Here is a 16,098-nt window from a genome sequence, read left to right as displayed (position 1 = left end):
TGCTGCACCGGTTGCCTGATGAACGTCAGGGCCAATCCCCCCGGCAACGGCCTCCAGGACCTCTCCGGTCCGTACCGAGTCCGTGGGGCCGGGATCAGCGTACATTTCTGTCTCCCCGCCTGTGCGGGGGTGACCCGTCTTTGGAGTGACCCGTGGCTGCCAACTGCGACGTCTGCGGCAAGAGGCCGGGCTTCGGCAACAGCATCTCCCATTCTCACCGCCGCACCCCGCGCCGTTGGAACCCCAACATCCAGCGGGTGCGTGCTGTGGTCAACGGGACGCCGAAGCGGCTGAACGCCTGCACCTCGTGCATCAAGGCCGGCAAGGTCACGCGCTGACGTCTGCGCGGCATGATGCGGCGCGCATCGCCTTCCGGTCGCGGTGAGCCGGTCCACCCCTGGGTGGGCCGGCTTCTTCGTGTTCCGGCGGGGTGCGGGGCTCCGGCCGCCCGTGGTGCGGGGCTCCGGCGGTGGCTCAGCCCGTCATCCGGTAGCCGTGGTGGACCGGTCCGATGCCTGAGCCCAGTGCGAAGCCCTGGGCGAGAGCCCCGGTGACGTACTCCTTCGCCGCCGCCACGGCCTCCGGCACCTGCTTCCCGCGTGCCAGATGGGCGGCGACCGCGGCAGCCAGGGTGCAGCCCGTGCCGTGGGTGTGCCGGTTGTCGTGCCGGGGCGCGCGCAGCCAGTGTTCCTCGGACCCGTCCGTCAGCAGATCCACCGCGTCCCCGGTGAGGTGACCGCCCTTGACCAGCGCCCAGCGCGGACCGCACGCCAGGACGGCGGCCGCCGCCCGGCGCAGGTCCGCCTCGGAGTCCACCCGGACACCGGTGAGCTGGGCGACCTCGTCCAGGTTCGGGGTGGCCACCGTCGCGACGGGCAGCAACCGGGTGCGGACCGCGTCCAGGGCCTCCGCGGCGAGCAGGGAATCGCCGTGCTTGGAGACCCCGACCGGATCGACGACGACCGGTGCGTCGAGGCCCCCGAGCAGCTCCGCCACGGTCTCCACCAGCTCCCGGCCCGCCAGCATGCCCGTCTTGACGGCCTGAACCCCGATGTCGTCCACGACGCTGCGGAACTGGGCCCGTACCGCCGCGGCCGGCAGCTGCCAGGCCCCCTGCACCCCGAGGGAGTTCTGAGCGGTCACGGCGGTCACCACGCTCATGCCATGGGTTTCCAGCGCCAGCATGGTCTTGAGGTCGGCCTGGATACCGGCTCCGCCGCCGGAGTCCGAGCCGGCGACGGTCAGGACGCGCGGTGGTGTCTGCTGCATACCCTCACCGTACTCAGGCGGCCGGTTCCGGGTTGCCCGGGCTCCCCGGGCTACCGAAGTGGTCCCAGCCGCCGGCCTGGTCCCACGCCGCGTCGTCCACCGTGACCCGCGGCAGCGCGGAGGGGTGCAGCACCTCCCCGATCCGGCGCCAGCGGGCGGGCAGCTTGGTCTCCGGCGGGAAGGTCGCAACGATCGCGTGGTCCTCTCCCCCGGTGAGGACCCACTGGAGCGGGTCGACACCGACGGCGCTGCCGATGTCGGACATCTGGGCCGGCACATCGAGGGCGACGGAGCGGATATTGATCCGTACTTTGCTGGCACGGGCGATGTGGCCGAGGTCGGCGATCAGCCCGTCGCTGATGTCCGTCATCGCGGTGGCACCGAACTCCGCACCGGAGGGACCGGCCGCGTAGGGCGGCTCGGGCCGCCGGTGCGCCTCGACAAAGGCGCGGGGGGATCGGAAGCCGCGGGAGAGTACGGCGTGTCCGGCGGCGGACCAGCCGAGCCAGCCGATGACGGCGACCAGGTCACCGGGCCGGGCTCCGGCCCGGGTGACCGGCTCCCGGCCCTTGAGATCGCCGAGCGCGGTGATCGACACGGTGATCGTCTCCCCGCGCACCACGTCGCCGCCGGCCACGCCCGCCCCGGCGGCCCGGCATTCGTCGTGGATGCCGTCCATCAGCTCGGTCGGCCAGGTCACAGGCAGTTCGGCGGGCACCACGAGTCCCAGCAGGACCGCGGTCGGCACCGCGCCCATGGCGGCGATGTCGGCCAGGTTCTGGGCGGCGGCCTTCCGCCCGACGTCGTAGGCGGTGGACCAGTCGCGTCGGAAGTGCCGTCCCTCCAAGAGGATGTCGGTGCTGGCGACGACGCGCCGGTCCGGGGCCGCGACCACGGCGGCGTCGTCCCCCGGGCCCAGTCGCACCGCGGGTGTGCTGCTGATCCGGGCGGTCAGCTCCCTGATCAGACCGAACTCCCCCAGTTCGCCCACAGTGCCCTTCACTCAGCTCTCCTCATGCTCTTGTCCCCGGCGCCTGCGCCGGCCTGCCGCGGCCGGTCGGGGCTGCGGCTCCCCGTTCGGGGCGTGACGCGCTACGGTAGCGCCCCCGCTCCTCGTCGCCGCCCCTGGAGGACCCGTGGTCCATGCGTACATCCTGATTCAGACCGAGGTGGGCAAGGCGTCCACCGTTGCCGAGGTGATCTCCCGAATGACGGGGATCATCCAGGCGGAGGACGTCACCGGTCCTTACGACGTGATCGTGCGGGCCGAGGCCACCAGCGTGGACGAGCTCGGCCGCCTGGTGGTGGCGGAGGTGCAGCAGGTGCCCGGCATCACCCGCACGCTGACCTGCCCGGTCGTGCACCTGTAGCCCCTCGTATGCTCGTGCGGTGAGCTTCACCGTACGCCGCCGCTTCCGCCCGGCCGTCCCGGCCCTGGCCATCGTCCTGCTGGCCGGGACAGCGGGCTGTTCCGCCGCCCGCCCCGACCTGGCTCCGCCCGCACCGACGGGCGAGGCCGCCGCTGCCTGTGAGTCGCTGTACGAGGCACTTCCGGAACGGGTCGAGGACCAGGACCGGTGGATGCCCCCGGAGGAGACCCGCTACGCCGCGGCCTGGGGCGACCCCGCTATCGTGCTGCGGTGCGGGGTGCCGCGCCCCGCCCTCCTGACCCCGGAGACCGAGACCTACGACCCGTTCGCCGACGCGGTCGAGGTGAACGGGGTCTCCTGGCTTCTCGAGGAGCAGGAGGACGGCTACCTCTTCACCACCACGGACCGGGCCGTGCTCGCCGAGGTCTCCGTGCCCGGGGCGTACGCGCCGGAGGTGGGGGCGCTGGTCGACGTCGCCGAGGCCGTCGAAGCGACGCTGCCACTGGACCCGCTGTACGAGGACCCGCACTCCCACCACTGACGTCAGCGCAGGCCCGTCGGGCGGCGCAGCGCCGCCTGGATGAGGCGGTCGACCAGCTCGGGGTAGCCGATGCCGCTGGCCTGCCACATCCGCGGGTACATCGAGATCGGGGTGAAGCCCGGCATGGTGTTGATCTCGTTGATGACGAAGGAACCGTCCTCCTGCAGGAAGAAGTCCGCACGCACCAGTCCTTCGCAGGCCGCGGCGTCGAAGGCACGCACGGCCAGCTCCTGCACCCCGGCCGTCTGCTCCTCGGTGAGCGGCGCCGGCACAAGTCCTTCGGCCGAGTCGATGTACTTCGCCTCGAAGTCGTAGAAGTCGTGGCTGGAGACGGGCGGGATCTCCGCCGGGACGCTGGCCCGCGGACCGTCCTCGAACTCCAGCACCCCGCACTCGATCTCCCGGCCGCGCAGCAGGGACTCCACGATGACCTTGGGATCGTGGAGCCGCGCCTCCTCGACGGCGTCCGCCAGCTCTGACCGCCCCGCAACCTTGCTGATGCCCATGGACGAGCCGGCGCGGGCCGGCTTCACGAACACCGGCCAGCCGTGCTCGTCGGCGAAGCGGTCGATCCGGCTGAGCACGGCGCCGGGCCCGGCCTCCCACTCACGGGGCCTGATCACCTCGTAGGGGCCGACCGGGAGCCCGAAGGAGGTGAAGACCCGCTTCATGTACTCCTTGTCCATCCCGATCGCCGAGGAGAGCACCCCGGCGCCGACATAGGGCACCCCGGAGAGCTCCAACAGCCCCTGGAGCGTGCCGTCCTCGCCGTAAGGGCCATGCAGGACGGGGAAGACGACATCAACGTCCCCGAGGACCTTGGGCACGGCGCCGGGCTCGGCGTACACCACCTCCCGGCTGCCCGGCGAGATGGGCAGCAGCACGCCGCCGTCGCCCGGCTCCGCGAGCTCCCCCACCTCCGGAAGCCGGCTTCCGGCGATTGCCATCCGCTCGTGGTCGTCCGCGGTCAGCGCCCAGCGCCCTTCGGTGGTGATGCCGAGGGGCAGGACGTCGTACCGCTCACGGTCGAGGGCGCGCAGCACGGCTCCGGCGGTGACCACGGAGATGCCGTGTTCGGAGCTGCGTCCGCCGAAGACCACGGCGACACGGATGCGGGGGCTCTGGGGGGAAGGGATCTCGCTGCTCATATCGCCCTGAGATTACTCCCTCCCGTCACCGTCCTCGGCGCAGGAGGGTCATTGTGCCGTGTCCGGGTCAGCTGCCCTCCGCCTTGGCGCTGCGGGCCATCAGCTCCTTGAGCGCGACGAGCGGCGGGGTTCCCTCGTGCACGATGCTCACCACCGTCTCGGTGATCGGCATCTCGATGCCGTTGCCGCGGGCCAGGTCGAGCACCGAGCGGCAGGATTTCACGCCCTCTGCCGTCTGGCTGGTGACCGCGATGGTCTCCTGCAGCGTCATGCCGCGGCCGAGGTTGGTGCCGAAGGTGTGGTTCCGGGACAGCGGCGAGGAGCAGGTGGCGACCAGGTCGCCCAGACCGGCGAGCCCGGCGAAGGTACCGGCGTCCGCCCCCATCACCATGCCGAGCCGGGCCGTTTCGGCGAGTCCGCGGGTGATGAGCGAGGCCTTCGCGTTGTCGCCCAGGCCCATGCCGTCCGCGATGCCGACGGCGAGCCCGATGACGTTCTTGACCGCGCCGCCCAGTTCGCAGCCGATCACGTCGGTGTTCGTGTACGGGCGGAAGTAGGCGGTGTGGCAGGCGGCCTGCAGCCGCTTCGCCACCGATTCGTCGCGGCAGGCGACCACCGAAGCGGCGGGCTGCCGGTCGGCGATCTCCCGGGCGAGGTTGGGGCCGCTGAGCACGGCGACCCGCTCGGCGGGAGCGTCGGCCACTTCCGCGATGACCTCGCTCATCCGCTTGGTGCTGCCGAGTTCGACGCCCTTCATCAAGGACACGAGCACCGTGCCGCGGTCCAGCACCGGGACCCAGTCCGAGAGGTTGCCGCGGAGCGTCTGGGAGGGGACCGCGAAGGCCGTGAACTCTGCTCCGCGAGCGGCCTCGGCGGGGTCAGTGGTGGCACGGACCCGATCCGGCAGGACCACGCCGGGCAGGTAGTCGGGGTTGCTCCGGGTGGCGTTGATGGTCCGTGCCAGTTCCGGGCGGCGGCCCCAGAGCATCACGTCGCAACCGGCGTCCGCCAGGATCATGGCGAAGGCGGTCCCCCAGGATCCGGTACCGAAGACGGCGGCTCTCGTCACTGTGCTCCCCCTGTGCGGTGGTGTGGCTGCCTCCGGCCGGAGGCAGGGCCCGTTCTGCGCGGCGCTGCGCTGCCGACACCGGATGCGGTGGTGCGTGTCACTCGGTTTTCTCCTCCGGGGGCGCCGGAACGCTGTCGTGGACGGACCGCGCGGCCGACGGCCGGCGGTGGACGAAGCGGTCGGCCGGCGGTATCTCGTTCCGGATGCCGGCCAGCAGCTCGGTGAGGGAATCCATGATGCGCTCGGTGACCGCCTGCAGTACCTCCGCATCGGGTTCCCGGTCGTGGAAATCGCTGAGATCGATCGGCTCACCCGCTACCACGGTCAGGGTCTTGCGGGGGAACAGCCGCAGTCTGTCAGCTTTCGCATAGGGGGGCGCCACCTCGTGCGCTCCCCACTGGGCGACCGGAATCACCGGTGCCCGGGTCTGGAGGGCGACCCGGGCAGCCCCGGTCTTGCCCTCCATCGGCCACAGGCGGGGGTCCCGGGTGAGGGTGCCCTCCGGGTAGAACGCCACGCACTCGCCGCGCTGTACCGCCTCAACCGCCGCCCGGAAGGCACCTATCGCGTCGGCGGAGTCCCGGTACACGGGGATCTGCCCCATCCCCCGCAGCATCGTGCCGACAAAGCCGTCGCCGAACAGACTCACCTTCGCCAGGAAGCGCGGAACGCGTCCGGTGTTGTACTGGAAATGACCGTAGGAAAGCGGGTCGAGATAAGAGTTGTGGTTGACGACCGTGATGAACCCGCCTTCGCCCGGAATATTCTCCATTCCTCGCCAGTCCCGCTTGAACAGGACGAGCAGCGGTGGTTTCACCAGGAGCGCGGCCAACCGGTAGCAGAAACCGACTCTGGGGCGGGACACTCGGACATCATCTCCTCCTGCGCCTCCTCCTGGGGCTGCTGCGGCGCGTCTGCTGCTGACAGCCGGACAAGTCTCGCCCCACGCTGTGATGCTGTCCAGCCGATGCTCTCATCACCCGGATGCGGCCGGCACACCCCCGGCCCGGATGCTCCGGGCACGCGGGGGCATGGTGCGGTCCGGGCGCCCGGCAGGTGAGAATGGCGGGGAACCGGGGAGGAGAGCACGCCCATGCAGGAGGGCTGGTCGGTGGTGGTACCGCTGAAACCGCTGCCGCGGGCCAAGAGCCGTCTGACCGCGGCGGCCGGGGAAGCCGGGCGGGCGCTGCTCGCCCTGGCCTTCGCCGAGGACACGGTGGCCGCCGTCGTGAACTGCGCTGCCGTCCGGGACGTGACAGTGGTCACCGACGACGCCCTGGCAGCCGAACGTCTGGCCCGACTGGGAGTTCGCGTGGTCCCGGACCTTCCGGAAGGAGGGCTGAACGCCGCGCTGGAGCACGGGGCACGGCAAGTGCGGGCGGGAAACCCCGCGGCCGCGGTGGCCGCGGTGAACGCGGACCTTCCCGCGCTGCGCGCCGCCGAGCTTGCCAGAGTGCTCGACGCGGCGGCCGGACACCGGCGCAGCTTTCTGGCGGATGCGGCCGGCGTGGGTACCACGCTCCTCGCCGCGGGGCCCGGAACAGCACTGGGCGCGGCGTTCGGCGGTGCGTCCCGGTCCCGGCACCGGGCTTCTGGCGCGGTGGAACTGACGCTTGCGGGGGTGCATGGTGCCCGACAGGACGTCGACACCGGGGAGGACCTGCTCCGGGCGCTGGCTCTCGGGGTCGGGCCGCGGACCGCCGAGACGCTCAGAACGTCTGCAGCGTTACGCAGGTGATGCGGCGGCCTTCGCCTTCGCCGGTGGTCTCGATCCGTACGCGCTGTCCGGGACGCAGCAGCCGCAGGCCGCCGGCGTCAAAGGCCTCGGATCCGAAGGAGAGCGGGGTGCCGTCGTCGAGGAGCACGCTGCCGGCGCGAGTCCCGGGATCGTAGGTGTACGCGGTGGCCTGCATGCACTGAGCCTATCGGCCCGGCACATGCAGGAACACCGCAGCGGCCGGCCGGCTCACTTGCGGCGGGCCGGAGCCTTCTTGGCGGTGGTCTTGCGACCGGCCGCCTTCCGGGCCGGGGCCTTCTTGCCCGTGGTTTTCCTGACCGTCGGTGCCTTCGGGGCCGACGCCTTCTTCGCCGAGCCCTTCTTCGCCGCCGTCTTGGAGGCGGCGGTCTTCTGAGACGCCGGGGCCTTCTTGGCGGTGGTCTTCTTCGCCGTGGCCTTCGATGCCGCGGTGGTCTTCTTCGTCGCGCCCTTCTTGGCAGTGGCCTTCCTGGCCGCTGCCTTCTTCGTCGCGGCGCCGCCCGACAGGCTGCCCTTCGGAGCCTTCTTGACGGCGACCTCGTTCTTCGGGAGCTTCTTCGTACCGGCCACGAGGTCCTTGAAACCCTGGCCCGCGCGGAAGCGCGGCACCGAGGTCTTCTTGACCCGGACCCGGTCCCCGGTCTGCGGATTCCTGGCGTAGCGCGCCGGCCGCTCGACCTTCTCGAACGACCCGAAGCCGGTCACGGAGACCCGCTCGCCGGCGACCACGGCCCTGATGATGGCGTCGAGCACGATATCGACAGCGTCCGCGGCCTGCTGCCGGCCACCCAGCTTGTCGGCAATCGCTTCAACGAGCTGTGCCTTGTTCACGTCTTCCCCTTCGGAGGCATTGCTGGAACGAATGTGTTCAGGGTTTTCGCACGTTAGATAGATATATACCGCAAATTCCACCAGAAACGGGCGCATCCCCCTTGTGTCGCAACGAAATCGGCCATTACGGAGTCCCGCTGCGACTGCCTGCCGGTGGCCCCGGCAGCACCCGCCCCTCGTCGATGTCCTTCATCAACTGGTCCAGACGGCGGGCAGCTCCGGGCAGGTCATGTCTGGCCGCAGCCGAGATGACCAGCACCCGGCGGACCAGCCCCTGCCGCACCTCCTCGGACACACCCAGCACACGAACCCTGCCATGCGCTTCTTTCAGCCGAGTGGCAACGAGGCCGTAGAGCTCGAGTTGACCGTCGCGTTCCATGCACCAATTGTGCCACCAGGGGCGAGTTGTCGCCTCGTAGGGCCTCAACCGCACGTCAGAGGGGCCCTGGCACGAGTGTGCCCCCTGCCGTTCGACAGGGGGCACACGGGGTTACGAAGAGCCTTGGAGCGGCCGGAAACCGCCGGTGGGGAACGCTCGTTCGGCTACTCAGGCGCTTGGGCCGTTCAGGGCCTCAGGCCGCCTGGGTACGGGGCTTGAAGGACGGGCGTCCCGACTCGAAGGAGGCGATCGCGTCCTCGTGCCGCAGGGTCAGGCTGATGTCGTCCAGTCCTTCGAGCAACCGCCAGCGGGCGTTCTCGTCGAGCGTGAACTCCGCCTCCAGGGAGCCTGCCCGAACCGTGCGCCCGACCAGATCGACGGTGACTTCCTCGGCGGGATCGGCCTCGGTCAGCTGCCAGAGGGCCTCCACGGCGTCCTGCGGCAGCACCACGGTCAGCAGGCCGTTCTTGAGCGAGTTGCCGCGGAAGATGTCGGCGAACCGGGAGGAGATGACCGCCTTGAAGCCGTAGTTCTGCAGGGCCCACACAGCGTGCTCCCGGGAGGAGCCGGTGCCGAAGTCCGGACCGGCGATGAGCACGGTGCTGCCCTGTCGCTCCGGCTGGTTGAGCACGAACTCCGGGTCCTTGCGCCAGGCTTCGAACAGCCCGTCCTCGAAACCGTCCCGGGTGACCTTCTTCAGCCAGTGTGCCGGGATGATCTGGTCGGTGTCGACGTTGCCGCGACGCAGGGGCACCGCCCGGCCGGTGTGTGTGGTGAAAGCTTCCATGGTGTTCAGACCTCCACAGGGGTGCGGTCGTCGGCCAGATCGGCCGGGGACGAGAGGCGGCCGGTGACCGCCGTGGCTGCGGCGACCTGCGGCGAGACCAGGTGCGTCCGGCCGCCCTTGCCCTGCCGTCCCTCGAAGTTGCGGTTGGAGGTGGAGGCCGAGCGCTCCCCCGGGGCCAGCTGGTCGGGGTTCATCCCCAGACACATCGAACAGCCGGCGTGCCGCCATTCGGCTCCCGCCTCGGTGAACACCTTGTCCAGACCCTCCGAGACCGCCTGCAGGGCGACCCGCACGGACCCGGGCACCACCAGCATCCGCACCCCTTCGGCAACCTTGCGGCCCTTGATCACCTCGGCGACGGAACGCAGATCCTCGATCCGGCCGTTGGTGCAGGAGCCGACGAAGACGGTGTCGACCGCGACCTCCCGCAGCGGCTGCCCGGCACGCAGCCCCATGTACTCCAGGGCCCGCTCCGCGGACTGCCGGTCTCCGGCATCGGCGTAGGAGGCGGGGTCCGGCACCGACGCGGACAGCGGTGCGCCCTGGCCCGGGTTGGTGCCCCAGGTGACGAAGGGTGCCAGCTGGGTCGCGTCGATGACCACCTGGTGGTCGAAGACGGCATCGTCATCGGTGCGCAGCGTCCGCCAGTAGGCAACGGCCTCGTCCCACTCAGCACCGGTGGGCGCGTGGTCGCGCCCCTGGAGATAGGCGAAGGTGGTGTCGTCCGGGGCGATCATGCCGGCCCTGGCACCCGCCTCGATGGACATGTTGCAGATGGTCATCCGGGCCTCCATCGACAGCTTCTCGATGGCCTCGCCGCGGTATTCGATGACGTAGCCCTGACCGCCGCCGGTGCCGATCCGGGCGATGATCGCCAGAATGAGGTCCTTGGCCGTGACGTCCTCCGGCAGCTCGCCGGTCACGTTGACCGCCATGGTCCGGAAGGGTGCCATCGTCAGCGTCTGGGTGGCCAGCACATGTTCGACCTGACTGGTGCCGATCCCGAACGCCAGTGCGCCGAAAGCGCCGTGGGTGGAGGTGTGGCTGTCCCCGCAGACCACGGTCATGCCGGGCTGGGTCAGCCCCAGCTGCGGGCCGACCACGTGGACCACGCCCTGCTCGTCGTCACCGAGGGGGTGCAGCCGGACCCCGAAGTCCGCGCAGTTCTTGCGCAGCGTCTCCAGCTGTACGCGGGACACCGGGTCGGCGATCGGCTTGTCGATGTCGAGGGTCGGTGTGTTGTGATCCTCGGTGGCGATCGTGAGATCCGTCCGCCGGACGGCGCGACCACCCTTCCGCAGGCCGTCGAAGGCCTGCGGGCTGGTCACCTCGTGCAGCAGGTGGAGATCGATGTAGAGCAGGTCGGGTTCGCCTTCGGCACGCCGGACGACATGGTCGTCCCAGACCTTCTCCGCAAGTGTCCGTCCCATCGCATTCCCTCCGGCCGGCCACGATGCCGGGCCACATGTCGAGTCGGGGGCCGATCGCTGCCCGCCTCCGTCCGTGCTTCGCGTCCGGACGGGGACCACGCTCCGCATCCTGTGCCGAGCGCCATGTCAAGAGTGGCGGTTCCCGCTGGAGAATGAACTTGCGTTTCACAGTGTGAGACGCAAGTATCGTTGCATGGACACATCTAGTGGCGACTCCAGCGGAGTGGGAGTACTCGACAAAGCGGCTCTGGTTCTGGGTGCCCTGGAGTCCGGCCCGGCCACCCTGGCGGGTCTGGTGGCAGCCACCGGCCTCGCCCGGCCCACGGCCCACCGGATGGCCGTGGCCCTGGAGTACCACCGGCTGCTCTCCCGGGACATGCAGGGCCGGTTCGTCCTCGGACCGCGGCTCTCCGAACTGGCTGCGGCCGCGGGCGAGGACCGCCTGCTGGCCTCGGCCGGTCCGGTACTCACCCACCTGCGCGATGTCACCGGGGAGAGCGCCCAGCTGTACCGCAGGCAGGGCGACATGCGGATCTGCGTGGCCGCTGCGGAGCGGTTGTCCGGCCTGCGGGACACCGTGCCCGTCGGCTCCACGCTGCCGATGAAGGCCGGCTCCGCGGCTCAGATCCTGCTGGCCTGGGAAGAACCGGAGCGGCTGCACCACGGCCTGCAGGGGGCCCGCTTCACGGCCACCGCGCTGTCCGGGGTGCGCAGGCGGGGCTGGGCGCAGTCGATCGGCGAACGGGAGCCCGGCGTGGCCTCCGTGTCCGCCCCGGTCCGCGGCCCCTCCCACCGGGTCGTGGCGGCGGTCTCCGTCTCCGGCCCGATCGAGCGGCTGACCCGGCACCCGGGGCGCATGCACGCCCAGGCTCTGGTGGATGCCGCGAACCGGCTGTCCGAAGCTCTCAAGCGCAGCGGCGGGAGCTAGGGCCGCGTCAGCCGAGGTTCGCCCGGTCGCGACACCCGGCACGGCGCCCCGCTGCCCCGGCCGACGGCGCACCAGGTGGCCCCGTCACGGCCGGTGGTGCCCCCTGGACGGGTCGGCCAGCGCCAGCCGGTCACCCGCCCGGTCCCCCCGGCGCCCCACCGGCACCACTCCGGCGGCTTCCCCCAGGCCGAAGGGGGGCATGTTGACGTACACCGCTTCGTGCGCCCCGGCCGGCACGACGTACGTCTCATGCCAGAAGCCGACCCGGCCTCTGCCTGCCCGCAGCCGGCGGTGGAACGCCGCCCAGGCCGGACGGTGCTCCCGGTCCGGGGCGGAGGCGTAGGCGAGCAGCTTTTCGTGGGACGACCAGTACTGGACGACGTAGAACCCGCGCGGGCCTCCGAGAAGCAGCCGGAACCCGAGGAGCCCGCTGTCCGGGTCCTGCGACAGCTCCCTCAGCATCTTCGGCATCGCCCTGTAGACCGGCCACCAACTGCTGAGCCTCCAGAAGCTGTTGATCCGCATTCCGATGAGGAAGACGGTCACCTCGTCCTGCTTCTCCGCCGTCATGCGTCCCTCGATGACCTTGGCACCCATGCCGGACCTCCCTTCCCCGCCGCCCGCGGCAACGGGCGAGTCTTGGATAGTGGCACTACCCTGATTGGATAGTGACACTCTCCGAGCGGAGATGCAAGCGAGCGGCGAAAGCGGAGGGACGGTGAGCCGATGCGGCTGGCGGAACTGAGTGAACGCAGTGGTGTGCCGACCGCCACGATCAAGTACTACCTGCGGGAACGGCTGCTCCCTCCGGGGACGCGCGTCACCGCGACCCAGGCGGAGTACGGTGCGGAACACCTGCGCCGGCTGCGGCTGGTCCGGGCGCTCATCCAGGTGGGCCGGGTGCCGGTGGCCGCAGCCCGGGAGGTGATGGCGGCCCTGGAGGACGACACCCTGGACCGGCACGAGCAGCTGGGCACTGCGGTCGGGGCGCTCCCGCACGGCCCGGACCCCGCCGAGGAGGACCCCGCCACCGGGACCGCCCGCCGCAAGGCCGACGAGCTCCTGACGCTCCTCGGCTGGGAGCCCGGCACCGACTACCCGGCACACCGGATGCTGATCTCGTCCCTCAGCACGCTCGTGCGGCTGGGGTACCCGTGCGACACGGAGCAGCTGCTGCCGTACGGCCGCACGGCGGCCGGGCTGGCGGCACACGACCTGGACCTCATCGAGAAGTTCGACGAGCCGATCACGCAGGTCGAAGCTGCGGTCGCCCTCACCGTGCTGTACGAGCCGGTGCTGCTGAGCCTGCGCAGACTCGCTCACGCGGAGGAGTCCGGCCGCCGTTTCGGCTCCGGCGGGCCCGGGCAGCACGGGAGCCCGGAGGAGCCCGGAGCGGCGCCCGGTTGATCGGACTTGCCGGCCCGCTGAGGCAGGACAGCGGAAAGGCCCCTCACCACTGGGGTGAGGGGCCTTCCCCGACCGAGTACCCCCGACCGGATTCGAACCGGCGCTACCGCCTTGAGAGGGCGGCGTGCTAGGCCGCTACACAACGGGGGCTCAGACAGAGTCCTTGCGGACCGTACCCCCGACCGGATTCGAACCGGCGCTACCGCCTTGAGAGGGCGGCGTGCTAGGCCGCTACACAACGGGGGCCTCGATCTTGCTGAACAGAAGATCGCGCTGGGCTACCAGGACTCGAACCTAGACTAACTGAACCAGAATCAGTCGTGCTGCCAATTACACCATAGCCCACCAAAACTCAACCCCCTACCGGGGGCCTTGCTCTCGTGATCGCCTTCCGGTCTGGCCCGTCCGGGCTGTCCTCTCGGCGACAGAAGGAACATTACCCGATGGGGGACGCTGCTCCAAAACCGGTTCCGCGTCTCGCTGCTCGCGCCCCGGAGAGGGGCGGCCGCCCCGGCCTCCCCCGCGCCCGGGAGGGCCGGGGGAGCCGGCAGGCGCCCGGTCAGGCGGACGCGGCAAGCTCGGCGAGGGCGGCATCCACCCGGGCCAGCGTACGGTCCCGCCCGAGGACTTCCAGGGATTCGAAGAGCGGCAGACCGACGGTGCGGCCGGTGACCGCCACCCGGAGCGGGGCCTGCGCCTTGCCCAGCTTCAGCCCGTGCTCCTCCCCTGCCGCCAGTACGGCGGCCTTGAGATCCTCCGCGTTCCAGGCGACCCCGGTCAGCCGCGCCCGCGCGGAAACCAGCACCTCGGCCGCGCCCGGCTTCATCGCCTTCTGCCAGGACTTCTCGTCACGGACGGGCTCGTCCAGGAAGAGGAAGTCCACGTTGTCGGTGATGTCGGAGAGCACCGTCAGGCGGGTCTGCGCCAACGGCGCCAGCTCGTCGAACGCCGCCTGGTCGAAAGCCCCGGGGCGCCAGGGCGCGTGCGGGGCCGACAGCCAGGGCGCACAGGCCGCGGCGAAGTCCGCGACCGGCATCTCCCGCAGGTGCACGGCGTTGATCGCCTCGCACTTCTTGAGGTCGAAGCGCGCCGGGTTCGCGTTCACATCGGCGAGGTCGAAGGCGGCGACCATCTCCTGGAGCGTGAAGATGTCCCGGTCCTCCGCCAGCGACCAGCCGAGCAGCGAGAGGTAGTTGAGCAGCCCCTGGGGCAGGAAGCCGCGCTCCCGGTACAGGTTGAGGGAGGCCTGCGGGTCACGCTTGGAGAGCTTCTTGTTGCCCTCGCCCATGACGTAGGGCAGATGACCGAAGGCGGGCAGCGCGCCGCTGCCGACGCCGATTGCGGCCAGCGCGCGGTGCAGCGCGATCTGCCGGGGGGTGGAGGACAGCAGATCCTCGCCCCGCAGCACGTGCGTGATCTCCATCAGCGCGTCGTCCACCGGGTTGACCAAGGTGTAGAGCGGGGCACCGTTGGCCCGCACGATGCCGAAATCGGTGACGTTCTCGGGGGCGAAGGTCAGCTCCCCGCGAACCAGGTCCGTGAAGGTGATCGACTCGCCCGGCATCCGGAACCGGACGATGGCGCTGCGGCCCTCCGCCTCGAAGGCGGCGGTCTGCTCCGCGGACAGCTCCCGGCACCGGCCGTCGTAGCCGGACGGACGGCCGGCCGCACGGGCGGCCTCCCGGCGGGTCTCCAGCTCCGCGGCGGTGCAGTAGCAGCGGTAGGCGTGTCCCGCGGCCAGCAGCCGGGAGGCCACGTCCGCGTAGATGTCCATGCGCTGCGATTGCCGGTACGGCCCGAAGGGCCCGCCGGTCTCGGGCCCCTCGTCCCAGTCGAGGCCGAGCCAGCGCATCGAGTCCAGGAGCTGCTTGTAGGACTCCTCGGAGTCCCGGGCAGCATCGGTGTCCTCGATGCGGAACACCATGGTGCCGCCGTGATGGCGGGCGAACGCCCAGTTGAAAAGCGCCGTGCGGACCAGACCGACATGGGGATTGCCGGTCGGCGAGGGGCAGAACCGGACGCGGACGGGAGAGGACGGGGGTGCGCTAACCACGCTTGATCACCTTATTGGTGAGAGTGCCGATACCTTCAATGGTGACGGCGACCTCGTCGCCGACGTTCAGGGGGCCGACCCCCGCAGGGGTGCCGGTGAGGATGACATCTCCGGGGAGAAGCGTCATGGCCTCCGTGATGTGGACCACGAGGTCCTCGATGGAGCGCACCATTTCGCTGGTACGGCCGAGCTGGCGCTGCTCACCGTTCACGGTGCACATGATGCCCAGGTCACCGGCGGCAGCGAGGTCGAGCCCGGTCTCCACCCAGGGACCGAGCGGGCAGGAGCTGTCGAAGCCCTTGGCCCGCGCCCACTGCTCCTCGCCGCGCTGGATGTCGCGGGCCGTGATGTCGTTGCCGCAGGTGTATCCCAGAATGACCTCGGCGACCCGCTCCCGCGGCACCTGGCTGCACATCCGGCCGATCACCACGGCCAGCTCCGCCTCGTGATGCACCTCGGAGGAGAAGGCCGGGTAGGTCACGGGGTCGCCCGGCCCGATCACCGAGGTGGACGGCTTGAAGAAGACAACCGGGGTCCCCGGCACCGTGTTGCCCAGCTCCGCGGCATGCTCCCGGTAGTTGCGGCCGACGGCCACGACCTTGTTGGGCAGCACCGGAGGAAGCAGCCGGACCTCACCGAGCGGGACCTTGCGCCCGGAGCGTTCGAAATCGGCGAACGGGTGGCCCTTGATGAGCTCGAGGGTGGGGCCCCCGTTGTCGGAAGGCTCACCTTCCACCACGCCGAACCCGACGGTGCCGTCGATGGAGAACCTGGCGATGCGCACGCTTGCGTCGTCCTTTGCTGAGCGGGAGCTGACACTCCAGCCTAGTGCCGTGCCGGCCGAGGTTCGCTCCGCCGCGACGCCCGGCACTGCGCGGCGTCTCGCACCAGCTCACGGCACCGGCCAGGACCGGCCCGTCCGGCCGGGCCCCGGGAGGGCGGCACGCACCCGCCGGGGGCCCGGCCGGACGGGCCGCTCTCAGCGCAGCCGGGCCATGAGCGCGTGTTCCACCAGGGTGATGAGGGCGCTCTTGGCCTCCGCGCGGTGCCGGGCGTCGGTGATGATGATGGGTGCGTCCGGGCCGATCTGCAGCGCCTCCCGCACTTCGTCGGGCGAGTACGGCTGGTGT

19 protein-coding genes, 3 tRNA genes and 1 pseudogene are annotated in these 16,098 nt (G+C 70.8%); 6 read left to right on the top strand and 17 right to left on the bottom strand.

All coding sequences use genetic code 11. The annotated features are described in order from the left end of the window. Positions 1–152: 152 nt before the first annotated feature. Positions 153–338: a 50S ribosomal protein L28 gene (gene rpmB / locus PJ985_RS18850; RefSeq protein ID WP_271685018.1), complete on the top strand. Its 186-nt coding sequence runs from the start codon at positions 153–155 to the stop codon at positions 336–338. A gap of 136 nt (positions 339–474) precedes the next feature. Here rpmB and thiD read toward each other — a convergent pair whose 3' ends face one another. Together thiD and PJ985_RS18840 are read right to left on the bottom strand one after the other, a co-directional pair. Next, positions 475–1,269: a bifunctional hydroxymethylpyrimidine kinase/phosphomethylpyrimidine kinase gene (thiD, locus tag PJ985_RS18845; RefSeq protein WP_271685017.1), complete on the bottom strand. Its 795-nt coding sequence runs from the start codon at positions 1,267–1,269 to the stop codon at positions 475–477. A gap of 13 nt (positions 1,270–1,282) precedes the next feature. Continuing rightward, the gene (locus PJ985_RS18840; RefSeq protein ID WP_271685016.1) at positions 1,283–2,272 is read right to left on the bottom strand and encodes a thiamine-phosphate kinase; all 990 of its coding nucleotides are present in this window, start codon (positions 2,270–2,272) and stop codon (positions 1,283–1,285) included. 133 nt (positions 2,273–2,405) lie between these two features. Between PJ985_RS18840 and PJ985_RS18835 the strand changes: the two genes are divergently transcribed. Then, the gene (locus PJ985_RS18835; RefSeq protein WP_271685015.1) at positions 2,406–2,639 is read left to right on the top strand and encodes an Lrp/AsnC ligand binding domain-containing protein; all 234 of its coding nucleotides are present in this window, start codon (positions 2,406–2,408) and stop codon (positions 2,637–2,639) included. A gap of 19 nt (positions 2,640–2,658) precedes the next feature. Continuing rightward, positions 2,659–3,180 (top strand): DUF3515 domain-containing protein, encoded by a 522-nt coding sequence (locus PJ985_RS18830; protein WP_271685014.1) that lies wholly within the window; start codon positions 2,659–2,661, stop codon positions 3,178–3,180. Between the two features lie 2 nt (positions 3,181–3,182). On the opposite strand, the gene PJ985_RS18825 is transcribed toward PJ985_RS18830, so the two are convergent. The 3 genes from PJ985_RS18825 to PJ985_RS18815 all read right to left on the bottom strand — a co-directional run bounded on the left by PJ985_RS18825 (position 3,183) and on the right by PJ985_RS18815 (position 6,262). Continuing rightward, positions 3,183–4,328 carry a D-alanine--D-alanine ligase family protein gene (locus PJ985_RS18825; RefSeq protein ID WP_271685013.1) on the bottom strand — a complete coding sequence of 382 codons (1,146 nt, stop codon included), beginning with the start codon at positions 4,326–4,328 and terminating at the stop codon, positions 3,183–3,185. A gap of 67 nt (positions 4,329–4,395) precedes the next feature. Next, complete coding sequence (locus tag PJ985_RS18820) at positions 4,396–5,397, bottom strand: NAD(P)H-dependent glycerol-3-phosphate dehydrogenase (RefSeq protein WP_271685012.1); 1,002 nt, start codon at positions 5,395–5,397, stop codon at positions 4,396–4,398. A gap of 97 nt (positions 5,398–5,494) precedes the next feature. Continuing rightward, a complete protein-coding gene (locus PJ985_RS18815; RefSeq protein ID WP_271685011.1) occupies positions 5,495–6,262 on the bottom strand; it encodes a lysophospholipid acyltransferase family protein in 768 nt (255 codons plus the stop codon). 228 nt (positions 6,263–6,490) lie between these two features. On the opposite strand from PJ985_RS18815, the gene cofC reads away from it, so the two are divergent. After that, complete coding sequence (gene cofC, locus PJ985_RS18810) at positions 6,491–7,135, top strand: 2-phospho-L-lactate guanylyltransferase (RefSeq protein WP_271685010.1); 645 nt, start codon at positions 6,491–6,493, stop codon at positions 7,133–7,135. On the opposite strand, the gene PJ985_RS18805 is transcribed toward cofC, so the two are convergent. The 5 genes from PJ985_RS18805 to leuC all read right to left on the bottom strand — a co-directional run bounded on the left by PJ985_RS18805 (position 7,107) and on the right by leuC (position 10,580). After that, entirely contained in the window at positions 7,107–7,310 is a 204-nt protein-coding gene (locus tag PJ985_RS18805; protein ID WP_271685009.1) for a hypothetical protein, read from the bottom strand. The two genes, cofC and PJ985_RS18805, sit on opposite strands and share 29 nt — an antisense overlap. Before the next feature lie 53 nt (positions 7,311–7,363). Continuing rightward, the gene (locus PJ985_RS18800; RefSeq protein WP_271685131.1) at positions 7,364–7,984 is read right to left on the bottom strand and encodes an HU family DNA-binding protein; all 621 of its coding nucleotides are present in this window, start codon (positions 7,982–7,984) and stop codon (positions 7,364–7,366) included. A gap of 124 nt (positions 7,985–8,108) precedes the next feature. Continuing rightward, positions 8,109–8,363, bottom strand: coding sequence for a hypothetical protein (locus PJ985_RS18795; protein ID WP_271685008.1), 255 nt, complete (start codon positions 8,361–8,363; stop codon positions 8,109–8,111). 193 nt (positions 8,364–8,556) lie between these two features. Continuing rightward, positions 8,557–9,150: a 3-isopropylmalate dehydratase small subunit gene (gene leuD / locus PJ985_RS18790; protein ID WP_271685007.1), complete on the bottom strand. Its 594-nt coding sequence runs from the start codon at positions 9,148–9,150 to the stop codon at positions 8,557–8,559. Positions 9,151–9,155: 5 nt separating this feature from the next. After that, positions 9,156–10,580 (bottom strand): 3-isopropylmalate dehydratase large subunit, encoded by a 1,425-nt coding sequence (gene leuC / locus PJ985_RS18785; RefSeq protein ID WP_271685006.1) that lies wholly within the window; start codon positions 10,578–10,580, stop codon positions 9,156–9,158. Positions 10,581–10,773: 193 nt separating this feature from the next. Between leuC and PJ985_RS18780 the strand changes: the two genes are divergently transcribed. Beyond that, on the top strand, positions 10,774–11,508 hold the full coding sequence (locus PJ985_RS18780; RefSeq protein ID WP_271685005.1) for an IclR family transcriptional regulator: 735 nt from the start codon (positions 10,774–10,776) through the stop codon (positions 11,506–11,508). Between the two features lie 84 nt (positions 11,509–11,592). Here PJ985_RS18780 and PJ985_RS18775 read toward each other — a convergent pair whose 3' ends face one another. Continuing rightward, on the bottom strand, positions 11,593–12,105 hold the full coding sequence (locus tag PJ985_RS18775; protein WP_271685004.1) for a DUF4188 domain-containing protein: 513 nt from the start codon (positions 12,103–12,105) through the stop codon (positions 11,593–11,595). A gap of 129 nt (positions 12,106–12,234) precedes the next feature. Between PJ985_RS18775 and PJ985_RS18770 the strand changes: the two genes are divergently transcribed. After that, positions 12,235–12,915, top strand: coding sequence for a MerR family transcriptional regulator (locus PJ985_RS18770; RefSeq protein WP_271685003.1), 681 nt, complete (start codon positions 12,235–12,237; stop codon positions 12,913–12,915). Between the two features lie 77 nt (positions 12,916–12,992). On the opposite strand, the gene PJ985_RS18765 is transcribed toward PJ985_RS18770, so the two are convergent. From PJ985_RS18765 to PJ985_RS18740, 6 genes and pseudogenes are all read right to left on the bottom strand, one after another. Then, positions 12,993–13,065, bottom strand: a tRNA-Glu gene (locus tag PJ985_RS18765). Positions 13,066–13,088: 23 nt separating this feature from the next. Then, positions 13,089–13,161, bottom strand: a tRNA-Glu gene (locus PJ985_RS18760). A gap of 27 nt (positions 13,162–13,188) precedes the next feature. After that, positions 13,189–13,260: transfer RNA gene (locus PJ985_RS18755), tRNA-Gln, on the bottom strand. Between the two features lie 214 nt (positions 13,261–13,474). Beyond that, the gene (gltX, locus tag PJ985_RS18750; protein ID WP_271685002.1) at positions 13,475–14,968 is read right to left on the bottom strand and encodes a glutamate--tRNA ligase; all 1,494 of its coding nucleotides are present in this window, start codon (positions 14,966–14,968) and stop codon (positions 13,475–13,477) included. Further along, positions 14,961–15,752 carry a fumarylacetoacetate hydrolase family protein gene (locus PJ985_RS18745; protein ID WP_271685001.1) on the bottom strand — a complete coding sequence of 264 codons (792 nt, stop codon included), beginning with the start codon at positions 15,750–15,752 and terminating at the stop codon, positions 14,961–14,963. Before PJ985_RS18745 ends, gltX begins: the two co-directional genes overlap by 8 nt. A 195-nt stretch (positions 15,753–15,947) precedes the next feature. Next, a pseudogene (locus tag PJ985_RS18740) lies at positions 15,948–16,098 on the bottom strand (ATP-binding protein); the annotation flags it as partial.

Origin of the sequence: Streptomyces sp. ACA25 (genome assembly GCF_028200735.1) — a bacterium.
Lineage (GTDB): Bacteria > Actinomycetota > Actinomycetes > Streptomycetales > Streptomycetaceae > Streptomyces.
The sequence above is the reverse complement of the archived record's forward strand: the minus strand, read 5'-3'. Positions and strand labels throughout refer to the sequence as shown.

Bases quoted from the DNA above. Each gene is read 5' to 3' on its own strand.
- thiD (WP_271685017.1), bottom strand. From the start codon at position 1,269: ATGCAGCAGACACCACCGCGCGTCCTGACCGTCGCCGGCTCGGACTCC.
- PJ985_RS18825 (WP_271685013.1), bottom strand. From the start codon at position 4,328: ATGAGCAGCGAGATCCCTTCCCCCCAGAGCCCCCGCATCCGTGTCGCC.
- cofC (WP_271685010.1), top strand. From the start codon at position 6,491: ATGCAGGAGGGCTGGTCGGTGGTGGTACCGCTGAAACCGCTGCCGCGG.
- PJ985_RS18805 (WP_271685009.1), bottom strand. From the start codon at position 7,310: ATGCAGGCCACCGCGTACACCTACGATCCCGGGACTCGCGCCGGCAGC.
- PJ985_RS18795 (WP_271685008.1), bottom strand. From the start codon at position 8,363: ATGGAACGCGACGGTCAACTCGAGCTCTACGGCCTCGTTGCCACTCGG.
- leuD (WP_271685007.1), bottom strand. From the start codon at position 9,150: ATGGAAGCTTTCACCACACACACCGGCCGGGCGGTGCCCCTGCGTCGC.
- leuC (WP_271685006.1), bottom strand. From the start codon at position 10,580: ATGGGACGGACACTTGCGGAGAAGGTCTGGGACGACCATGTCGTCCGG.
- PJ985_RS18780 (WP_271685005.1), top strand. From the start codon at position 10,774: ATGGACACATCTAGTGGCGACTCCAGCGGAGTGGGAGTACTCGACAAA.
- PJ985_RS18775 (WP_271685004.1), bottom strand. From the start codon at position 12,105: ATGGGTGCCAAGGTCATCGAGGGACGCATGACGGCGGAGAAGCAGGAC.
- PJ985_RS18770 (WP_271685003.1), top strand. From the start codon at position 12,235: ATGCGGCTGGCGGAACTGAGTGAACGCAGTGGTGTGCCGACCGCCACG.